This is a genomic window from Frankia sp. CcMO1, from assembly GCF_977945845.1.
Genome location: NZ_CDWTMG010000176.1, coordinates 1 through 10,238, shown reverse-complemented (window position 1 = coordinate 10,238; position 10,238 = coordinate 1). Strand labels below are relative to the sequence as shown.

The following is a 10,238-nucleotide window of genomic DNA, read 5'->3' as shown; positions in this document are numbered from 1 at the left end:
TTCGAAGAGCCTGCATACTCCTCTGTCTGGAGGAGACCGGGAACGAGTTCCGGCTGGTAGCACCAGAGGCGAGAGGCCGCCTCTTCGAGCCCGATGTACAGGTCGAGCCAGGCCGGGATGACGTCGCCGTAGCTGTGCCACCAGCCGCGCGCCTTCGTCTCCTTCGCGAGCCCCATCAGCGCCTCGGTCAGATCGGTGGGCGCACCGTAGATCCGGCACATGATCTCTACGTCGAAGCTTCGGAGCGAGGTCAGCCCCGACTCGATGCGCTAGATCTTGGCCTCGGACCACTCCAAGCGCCGTGCGGCTGCCCGCACGGTCAGTTCCGAAGATCACGCAGGTACCGGCCGAGCTGACGGCGCGGCACGGTCGAGCCCGTCGTCGTGGTGCCCTCTGGCATCGCCCCTCCTTCGGTTTGAGGGTAGTCCATCACCCGAAATGAAAGACTCTGATCGCTGTTTCGAATAAATATCAACATTTCTCAGCTTGCAGAACGAGTCTTGCATGTTGAGCTCTCGCGATGTTTGACTTCTGTGTGACAGCAGGCGCGCCGAGAGTGGTCGCCTGGCCCCTACGGCGTTGCAGTCGGCGGACGCTCGCGTCTCTCTGCGTTGCCAAGGCGCTCTTCTCGGCGGCATCCGCCGCGCTCTGCTGTCTGTGGCACGGGGACGGACTCGCGGCGCGGGGGGCTACCCGTCGCAAACCGAAGGGAGAGGGTCCATGGACGAACGCCGGTTCGTGGTGTGGGACGCGGACGGAAGACCGCTCGGCGCATTCCCCGACTTCGACACCGCCCACGAGTGGGCGCACGTGCGGATGCGGCAGGCGCGAACCCGCCTCCCCCTGACCCTCGACGACCGTGTAGCGAAGGTCAGCCGCCGCCTATCCCACGCCCGCTGTGAGCTGGTGGCGTGGGCCGAGTTCGCCGTGCTGCCCGGCTGCGACCTGCCCTCCCTGGGCGCAGGCGTAGACGGCACGGCGCGGCGCCAGCCTGCACAGCGGCCGTGAACGTCACGATCATCGCCTGCTGGGCGGCCACACACGCGCTGACCGCCGCACGGGGCTCAGCATGACTGGTGACTCATCACCTGTGATCCGGGTGGCCGTGGCGCACTTCCCGCCAACCGCCGTCGCCGTTCCCGCCGTGCGTACGAGCACGGTCCGCACGCTCACGGAATGGTCAGTGGACCCGGACGCCGTCAGCAGTGCCGAACTCGTCGTCTGTGAGTTGGCCTCGAATGCCGTGAAGGCGAGCCGCCTGGAAAACCTGGAAAACGTGGTGGCCATGCGGCTTACCGCGACGAGCAGGAATGTCCTTGTCGAAGTGTGGGACGGCAACGACACCGCTCCCCGGATCAAGAGCCCGGACGTGTTCAGCGAGGACGGGCGTGGCTTGTTGATGGTCGACGCGCTGTGTAGCCAATGGTCGTGGTTACCGGGTCAAGACCGGCGGAAAAGTCATGTGGGCGGAGATTCCCGGCGGGTTGCGGCCCGCGCCGCCGACGACGGACGCCGAGGGTTGGGCCGGAGCCTATGGCACCGGTCGTCTACCGCACCGACCCGGAGACCTTGCGGCGTGTCGCTGACGAGTTCATCCGGCGTTATCGGCTTCGTCCCCGCGCGGCTTTCCGCCACGCGCACGGCTGGACGCCTGCGGCCCACCGATCCGATATGTACTTTACATCTTGTTCGGCCGTATTGCCGGATTTCCTGTCCGTCCGCCCACCGGCCCACCTGTCCGTCCGTCCACCGGACAACCCGTAAAGACGGGTGGGTCGACAATGTGGCGCCCAGAGGAGCCAGCGCGACAACCGGGCCCCCGGGCAGCAGATCCACCCCGGCCCCCGCACCTGCTATACCTCCTGCGTGCCGGAAGGCGTGGCCGGCCGCGTTCAGTCCTTCGGGGCACGCCCGGCCGGGTTGGTCCGGACCGTGAACCCGGATCGGGAGAGGATCGGCACGGGACCGAACGGGATGGCCCGGATGGAAACGGGATGGCCCAGATGGGGATGGTGTCGTGCACAGGTTCGAGGACCGCTGGGTGGTTTCCGCCAGTGATCTTGTCGACGTCGTCGAGTGTGGGCATCGCGTCGGGCTTGCGCACGCGCTCGCCGCCGGGCTGGTGACCGGGGAGACGTCGGATGACGGGCCGCGCCGGATCGACCGGGTGCGCCTGACCCCCGCGGGACACCACTGCCGTGCGGCACGGCGAGGCGCACGAACGACGCTGGCTGGAGCATCTGCGCCGGTGTTTCGGCGCGGACGGGGTCGTGGCGATCGAGCGGCCCGCCCCCACGCCCGCCGCCCTGGCCCAGGCCCACGAGCGGACCCGCCAGGCGTTGGCCGCCGGGGTTCCCGTCGTCTACCAGGGGGCGCTGTTCGACGGCGCGTTCCAGGGGCGCCCCGACTTCCTCATCGCGGCGCATCTCGACCCGATCACCGGCGTGTCGACCGGGCCCGCGGTCGCGGGCCGCTACGAGCCCTACGACGCCAAGCTCGCCCGGCACGCCAGCCCGGGAGCCGTGCTGCAGCTCGCTGCCTACGCGGCGGCCTTACCGTCGGTGGGCGTACCCGTTCCGCGGTTCATGCATCTGTTGCATCCCGCGCAGCGGGCCACCGCGCCCGCTCCCGCGCCCGGGGTTGTGCGCACGTTCCGGGTCGACGATGTCGTGCCGATGGTCGGGCACGCGCGCAGCCGTCTCGCCGATCGGCTGGCGGTCGCCCCCGTGGTTCCCGAACCATCCTGGGCCGAGCCCCGGTCGGCCTGCGCCACCTGCGCGTTCAGCGCGCACTGCACGCGCGGCCGGGCGGAGGCCCGCGACCTGTCCCTGGTCGCCGGGCTGCGCGGCGACCAGCGACGGGTGCTGCGCGCGGCTGGCATCACCGCGGTGGAGGAGCTCGCCGCGGCCCGCGACGACCAGCGGCCCGCGACGATGTCCCCGGCGACGTTCGCGGGACTGCGTCTTCAGGCGGAACTGCAGGCCGCGCAGGATGCGACGCGGACCGCGGACGACCCGGTCGGGACGGTGACCGTCCGGATGACCGGCCCGGAGGGTCTCGCGGCCCTTCCGGCGCCCGATCCCGGTGACATCTACTTCGATATGGAGGGCGATCCGTACGCGCTGGACGCCGCCGGTCTGGAGTACCTGTTCGGCGCGGTCACCCTCGCGGACGGCGAGGTCTTCCGGGCGTTCTGGGCGCATGATCGGGCGGGGGAGCGGCAGGCGTTCGAGCGTTTCGTCGACTGGGCGACGGAGCGGTTGCGCGCGCACCCCGGCGCGCACATCTACCATTACGCGCCCTACGAGCCGAACGCGTTGCGCCGGCTGGCCGCGCGACACGGTACGCGGGAACGGCAGGTCGACGATCTGCTCGCTGGGCACCGGCTGGTGGATCTCTACGCCGTGGTCCGGCGCAGCCTGCGGATCTCCCAGCCGTCCTACTCGATCAAATACCTCGAACCGCTGTTCCTGCCCGGTGCCCGGCAGGCCGAGGTGAAGAACGCCATCGACAGCATCGTGGCGTACGAGAGCTTCCTGGCACACCGCGCCGCCGGGGAGCTCGCCGCGGCCGACCGCGTCCTCGCTCAGATCGCCGACTACAACCGGATCGACTGCGTGTCGACCCAGCGACTGCACCGCTGGCTGCTGGGCCTGCGGGAGGCCGACGGCGGCACGCCGCGGATCGACCTCGCCGCCCCGACCTCCACAGCCTCCGGCACCGACCCGGTAGACCCCGCCGACGCCGACGCCGACGACGCGCTCGTCGACACCCTCGTCGCGGCTCTTCCCGACGACCCGGCTGACTGGACGGACGACGAGCGGGCGCGCGCCCTGCTCGCCGCGGCCGTCGGATACCACCGGCGTGAGAACAAGCCCGCCTGGTGGTCGTACTTCGCGGCGCTGACCGCCGATCGCGCCACGCTGGAATCGGCCGACGACTGCGCGGTCCCGGTGAGCTGGACCGTTGTCGAGGACTGGGTCGAACCGGCCGGGCGACGGCGGCGGAGTCGTCGACTGCTGCAGGCCCGCGTCGATCCGGACCGTCCGCATCCCTTCGACCGCGGCGAGGCGGTGCGGCTGCTCTACCCGGGACCGCCCGGGGCCGAGGGCGCTACCACCGACGCGGTCGTCGAGCGGGCCGAGCCGCACACGCTGCTGCTGCGGGAGAGCGTCGCCCCCGACGACGTGGCCCGCAGGCCGCCCCTCGCCGTGCTGCCCGGATCGCCGGTGCGTCCGGAACCCAAGCCGGCGGCGATCCGCGACCTCGCCCGCCGGACCGCCGACGCCCTGCCGGACCTGCCTGCGGACCCCGCGTTGGACCTGCTGCGCCGTCGCCCCCCGCGGCTGATCGGCCGGGGCGACCTGCCGGCGCCCGGCGAGCACGACGGAGACCAGATCGCCGCCGTGCTCGCCGCGGTGAGCGCGCTCGACGGCTCCTACCTGGCCGTGCAGGGGCCGCCTGGGGCGGGCAAGACCTACCTCGCCGGCAGGCTTATCCGCCATCTCGTCGAGCAGGGGCGCACGGTCGGGGTCTGCTCGACCAGTCACAAGGCGATCGAGAACGCGATGCTCGCCGCGACCGGCCAGCCGCCGGCGGACCCGAATTCCGCCGACGCCCGGGCCGCGGACGCCGTGCCCGCCTGGCGCCCCGCGGTGCCCGCCGCGAAGAAACAGCGGTCCGGGGCGAAGCCGGCTCAGCCGGCTCCGGGCATATTCCCGCCCTGGGACGGTCCGCGGGATCTGCGGGCACTTGCGGCGTGGCGCCGGGAGCACCCCGAGGGCCACCTGGTCGGGGACACCGCCTGGGCGTTCGCGAACCCGGTGCTGCGTGGTGACCCCTTCGACGTTCTGATCATTGACGAGGCGGGGCAGTTCGCGCTCGCGGATACCCTCGCGGTGGCCGGCGCGGCCCGCAACCTCGTGCTCCTCGGCGATCCGCAGCAACTGCCGCAGGTGGTGGCCGGCCTCCATCCGGACGGCGCGGACGCCTCGGCGCTGTCGCATCTGCTCGGCGACGCCGAGGTGATCCCGCCCGAGTTCGGCTACTTCCTCGATCGGACCCGCCGGCTGCACCCGGCCGTATGCGCGCCGGTGTCGGCGCTGGCGTACCGGGGGCTGCTGCACGCGCATCCGGTGGCCGGGACGCGCGCCGTGGCGGGTGTACCGGCCGGGCTGTACCTGCACGACGTCGAGCATCACGACAACGGCACCCGGTCGGATGAGGAGGTTGCTGTGATCCGTGACATCGTTCGCCACCTGCTCGGTCGTACCCTCGTTGACGGCGGGCCCCCGCGCCCGCTCCTCGGCAGCGACCTGCTCGTCGTCGCCCCCTACAACCGGCAGGTGCGGGCGGTCGAGCACGCGCTGGGCAAGGCGGGCCTGCCCGGGGTGCGGGTCGGGACGGTGGACCGTTTCCAGGGCCAGGAGGCAGCCGTCGTCATCATCTCGCTCACCACGTCCAGCTCGGCCCAGGCGCCGCGGGGGCTGGACTTCCTGCTCTCCCGCAACCGGCTCAACGTCGCGATCTCCCGGGCACAGGTGGCGGCGGCGCTGGTCATGTCACCGGCGCTGCTCGACAGCTCTCCCCGTTCGGTCGCCGAACTTCAGCTCCTCGCCGGGTTAGCCCGGCTGCGTGCCATGGCCCGAACGGACCCGCTCACTGTGCGCTCCCCGATACATTCCTGACACTTTCCTGGTACGTTGCCGGAACCTGATGGGTGGTAGCGATGAAGCCACGGAGTCCACTACGCGCCCGCGGCCCCCAACTCTCATGCAGATATGTAAAGTCCGTTTCGTCGGTATTTGTTTGTGCTTAGGAGTCGAAATGAAATAACTTGCGCGTTTCGAACCCTCCACAGGCCTGTGACCTGCGATGATGCTCTCGATTGCGTATTTGTTACTTCATTACGTCCCCTTATTGTAAAGCCGGTGCTAGGATTCGCGACGTCTGGGCAGGTTGGGGAAGGGGATGCTCATGACTCTTACACTGGCTATTCCTAGCCGTATGCAAACTGTTCTGCCTCGGGCGCTCGCGCGCCTGCGGGCCTCATCGGGTGCACACATTACTTTCGGGGGAATGGTCGCACTCCATTCCCGCACCCTGACCATCACCAACGTGGACGGGCCGGGGCCGGCCGGGCTGATCGGTGTCGAGATCCCAGCCGGGATGGGCATCGGCGGTCAGGTCGTCAAGCATTGCCGGCCGGTCGTCATCAATGATCGAGCTGCCGCGCGAAGATCGCTGCGATCCACCGCCGCGGAGATCGACGACACCGGTCTCGGTGCGATCATGGCGGTGCCGGTATGCGAGGACGGCGCGGTGGCCGCGGTACTGTACGCCGCTCTCGAACCGGATCTGTCATTCGATGAGTCTGCTATTCACGCAGCTATGGCGGTGGCCCGGTTGATGGAACGCGAACTCGGTCTCGTCAGTGGGGGCCGCGGTCGAGGGTGCCGTCCGTACCGGTCCAGGGGCGGGTGCCGGTCGAGGGGCGGGTGCCGGTCCAGGGACGGGGCCCGGTCGAGGGGCGGGTGCCGGTCGAGGGGCGGGTGCGGGTGCCGGTCCAGGGCGGGGTGCCGGCCGTGCGGCCGGGGGCCGTCCCGTTCCCGCGGATGTCGGGTCTGCCCCGGGAGAGCCTGCGGCTGGCCTACCGGGAGCTTCAGGAGGTCACCGAGCATGTCGCCGTCCCGTTCCTGCGCGGTCGCATCGGCGGGGTGTCCGAGCTGCTGCGCGGGCTGCTCGCCGAGGAGACGAAGACGGTCGGACGGCTGACGCTGACCCCGCGCGAGCTGGAGGTGCTTGCCCAGGTCTCGCTGGGATTGTCCAACGTCGAGACGGCCCGCCGGCTGACGGTCTCGCCCGAGACGGTGAAGGCGTACCTGCGCAGCATCATGCGCAAGCTCGGTGTCCGTAACCGCACAGCCGCGGTACACGCCGCGCGCCAGCTGGGAATGCTGCCCTGATCTCAGGGGCCCGCACCGGGCCCCTGCCGGGGGCGTGGCCGTGGCTGCCGGTCTGGCAGTCACGGCCATTCGACCCCGCCGTATATTCCCGGCGCCGGTGTACGAGGATCTCGACCGCGGGTCGATGTGGCCTGCCATCGGTGCCATAGCGGTGTTTTCACGCTGTGCGGGCAGGAGTGGCGGGGCCGCCCGGCCGGCGAGCCGAGGCTCAGGCCGGGCCTGAGGCATTGCCCTACTACCTTCGGGATTGCTCCCGGCATTCCCGCCCACTCCTCCTACGCCGCGGCGGCCGCCTACCCTCGAAGATTCTTCCGGCGGCCCTGCTTTCGGCGGCCGAATATCGATCGTGGCCAGACTCCCGCTACACTTCTGCCTCCGGGCGAGGGTAGTTCGGGACCAGGGTCTCAGGCAGGTCTACTTTCAAGGTGGAAGCTCGGGACTTCCTCGCAGTGCTCCATGCAGTGCTCCATGCAGTGCTCCATGCGGTGCTCCATGCGGTGCTCCATGCCCGGACGCGTGGCCGCTGGCGGCCACCGTCCGGCCGTCACGAGATCCATCGGCACGGGAGATCCTCGAAGGAGCGTCATGCCGTCGTTCGCTGATCCGGCGCAGCAGCGCGAATCCCGCCCCGATCGGGTGACGTATGCCGCGTTGTCGCACGGACGGGACGAGGGGTCGCACGGACGGGACGAGGGCTGGGCCGACCGAGGCCCCGCGCCGACGGGCTCCACCGGCGCACCACCCCGTTCGCTGTTCACAATGGTGGCTGACGCGGCCGTCGTGTACCGGGGAAGGGTACTCGCCGCTGCCTGCCTGCTGGTGGTCGTGCTGCTGCCGTGGAATGCCGGAATCTACGACCAGCTTGCCACCGGTGGTTTCTACGCACCGGGCGATCCGTCGACGCGGGCCGAGCGGCTGCTCGACGAGGAGTTCCCGGACGCGCCCCCCGACGTCGCCATCATGCTGACGTCGGCCCCGGGTATCGACGGGCCGATCGCCGCCCGCCTGGGCCGGGAGCTCACCGGGCGGATTGCCGCGGAGCCGGGGGTGACCTCGGTGCTGTCGTACTGGCCGGGCGGGCCCAACGAGGCGAGCCCGCTGCTGCGTGCGAAGGACGGCCGGTCGGCCCTGATCGTGTTCCGGCTCACCGGTTCCGAGGACCACATCCAGCACCGCCTGAACGCCCTGCACGACCGGTACGCCCACGACGGCCCGGGGGTCCAGGTCCGGTTCGGCGGGGCGTCCGCGGTCATGCGTGACGTGACCGAGCGCAGCCGTGTCGACCTGGCGCACGGTGAGCAGATCTCCGCTCCGTTGGTGTTCCTCGTGCTGCTCTACGCCTTCGGCACGGTCCCGGCTGCCCTGCTTCCGGTCCTGGTCGGCGTGGTGTCGGTGGTGTCGAGTCTCGCGCTGCTGCGGCTGGCGGCCCCGCTCACTGACGTGTCGGTCTTCTCGGTGAACCTGACGACCGCCCTTGGATTCGGTCTCGCGGTCGATTACAGCCTGTTCATCCTGCGACGTTTTCGGGACGAACAGGACCGCGGGCTGCTCCCGGCGGCGGCGCTGCGCCGGACGCTGGAGACCGCCGGGCGCACGGTGTTCTTCTCCGGGGTGACGGTGGCGCTGTCCCTGACGGCCGCGCTGGTCTTCCCGATCTATTACCTGCGTTCGTTCGCCTTCGCCGGCATCATCGTCGTCGTCGCCTCGGAGGTGGCCGCACTGCTCGTGCTGCCCGCGGCGCTGATGGTCCTCGGTGACCGCATTGAGCGCGGCAACGTCCGGCTGGCGTTGTCACGCCTGAGACGTTCGGGGTCACGCCCGAGGCGCTCGGGTCGCCGGCGGTCCGGCGGCCACCGCGTGGGGGCCGCGGCGGCTGGCCGCGGCTGGTCGGCGCTGGCGCGGCGGGTCATGCGCCACCCGGTGTTCTTCGGTGGGGCCGCGATCTTCGTGTTGGTGCTGTGTGCCGCGCCGCTGCGCCACCTCAACCTCGCGCTGGCCGACGACACGGTCCTGCCGGCGACCGCGGAGGCTCACGTCGTCAATGACGCGATGCGGGAGGACTTCGTCGTCTGCCTGCCCTGCCAGATTCCGATCGTGGTGCCCGGAGTGGACGCGCGGGACCCGGGGAACGCCGAGAAGCTGACCGACTACGCGACCCGGCTGTCCGCGCTGCCGGGTGTTGCCCGCATCGACACCGTCACCGGCAGCTTCCTGCGGGGCGAGCGGGTCGGTGCGGTGCCGAAGACTCCGATGAGGTACGTCGGAACGCATCGCGGCGCCTGGCTGTCGGTGTGGCAGACCGACAGGTCTCCGCTGTCCGAGCCGGCGAAGGACCTGGTCCGGAGGCTGCAGGCGACACCGGCGCCGTTCGGCGTCCTCATCGGCGGACTCGCGCCACACTTCCTCGACACCTCGCATTCCATCAAGCGGAGTCTGCTACCGGCCTTCGCCGTCGTGATGACGGCGACCTTCATCCTGCTGTTCCTGTTCACCGGCAGCGTGCTCCTTCCGCTGAAGGCGATGTTCCTCAACACGCTGAATCTCGCCGCCACCGTCGGGCTGCTGGCGTTCGTCTTCCAGGACGGGCACCTGACCGGTCTGGTCGGCGACTTCCAGGTGTCGGGCACGCTGGAGATGACCAGCCCGGTCCTGATGTTCTTCATCGCGTTCGGGCTCAGCATGGACTACGAGATCTTCCTGCTCGCCCGCATCCGCGAGGAGTACCTGCGGACGGGAGACAAACACGATTCCGTCGCCCGTGGGCTGGGGGCGACCGGTCCACTGATCACGAGTGTGGCGCTCGCTCTCGTCGTGGTCATGGTCGCGTTGTCCGCATCGGACATCAGCATGATCAAACTGGTGGGTGTCGGGCTGACCGTGTCGATCGTGCTCGACGTGACCCTCGTCCGAGCGATCCTCGTCCCGGCGTTCATGGCCCTGGCGGGCGACTACAACTGGTGGGCTCCCGAGCCGTTGCGCCGTCTGCACGCGCGGTTCAGCCTGCGGGAGGACGGCGACGAAGCGGCCTCGCGCGCGGGGGACCTCGGGCTCGGGGGACCCCCCGACCCCGGCAACCGCATGACGACGAAGATCACTTATCGGCGGGGGTGGGGGGAACCCACCCGCTGGACCCGGCCTCCGGCCGGGCCGGCCCCGACCTGGCACTACTACCTGCGCCCGCGGCGGCGCGCGGACGGTGGGCCCTTACCGGCCATGATGGGTATCCGGGGTTTCGCACTCGACGGCATCCGCGTCGAAAGCTCATAGTACTCC

The 10,238-nt window shown here is 70.3% G+C and carries 6 protein-coding genes and 1 pseudogene; 6 read left to right on the top strand and 1 reads right to left on the bottom strand.

Translation table 11 applies throughout. The features are described from left to right. Positions 1–221, bottom strand: a 221-nt coding sequence (locus AC08OU_RS17925; RefSeq protein ID WP_476605359.1) for a Scr1 family TA system antitoxin-like transcriptional regulator, incomplete at its 3' end; no start/stop codon positions are given. 499 nt (positions 222–720) lie between these two features. Between AC08OU_RS17925 and AC08OU_RS17920 the strand changes: the two genes are divergently transcribed. The 6 genes and pseudogenes from AC08OU_RS17920 (at position 721) to AC08OU_RS17895 (ending at position 10,232) form a co-directional block, all read left to right on the top strand. Then, on the top strand, positions 721–1,008 hold the full coding sequence (locus AC08OU_RS17920; protein WP_462187399.1) for a hypothetical protein: 288 nt from the start codon (positions 721–723) through the stop codon (positions 1,006–1,008). Positions 1,009–1,069: 61 nt separating this feature from the next. Next, positions 1,070–1,936, top strand: coding sequence for an ATP-binding protein (locus AC08OU_RS17915; RefSeq protein ID WP_476601294.1), 867 nt, complete (start codon positions 1,070–1,072; stop codon positions 1,934–1,936). A gap of 262 nt (positions 1,937–2,198) precedes the next feature. Next, on the top strand, positions 2,199–5,687 hold the full coding sequence (locus AC08OU_RS17910; RefSeq protein ID WP_476601295.1) for a TM0106 family RecB-like putative nuclease: 3,489 nt from the start codon (positions 2,199–2,201) through the stop codon (positions 5,685–5,687). Positions 5,688–5,970: 283 nt separating this feature from the next. Next, positions 5,971–6,360: pseudogene (locus AC08OU_RS17905) on the top strand (GAF domain-containing protein); the annotation flags it as partial. Between the two features lie 92 nt (positions 6,361–6,452). Next, on the top strand, positions 6,453–6,965 hold the full coding sequence (locus AC08OU_RS17900) for a helix-turn-helix transcriptional regulator (RefSeq protein ID WP_476601296.1): 513 nt from the start codon (positions 6,453–6,455) through the stop codon (positions 6,963–6,965). 585 nt (positions 6,966–7,550) lie between these two features. Next, the gene (locus AC08OU_RS17895; protein WP_476605358.1) at positions 7,551–10,232 is read left to right on the top strand and encodes an MMPL family transporter; all 2,682 of its coding nucleotides are present in this window, start codon (positions 7,551–7,553) and stop codon (positions 10,230–10,232) included. Positions 10,233–10,238 lie beyond the last annotated feature (6 nt).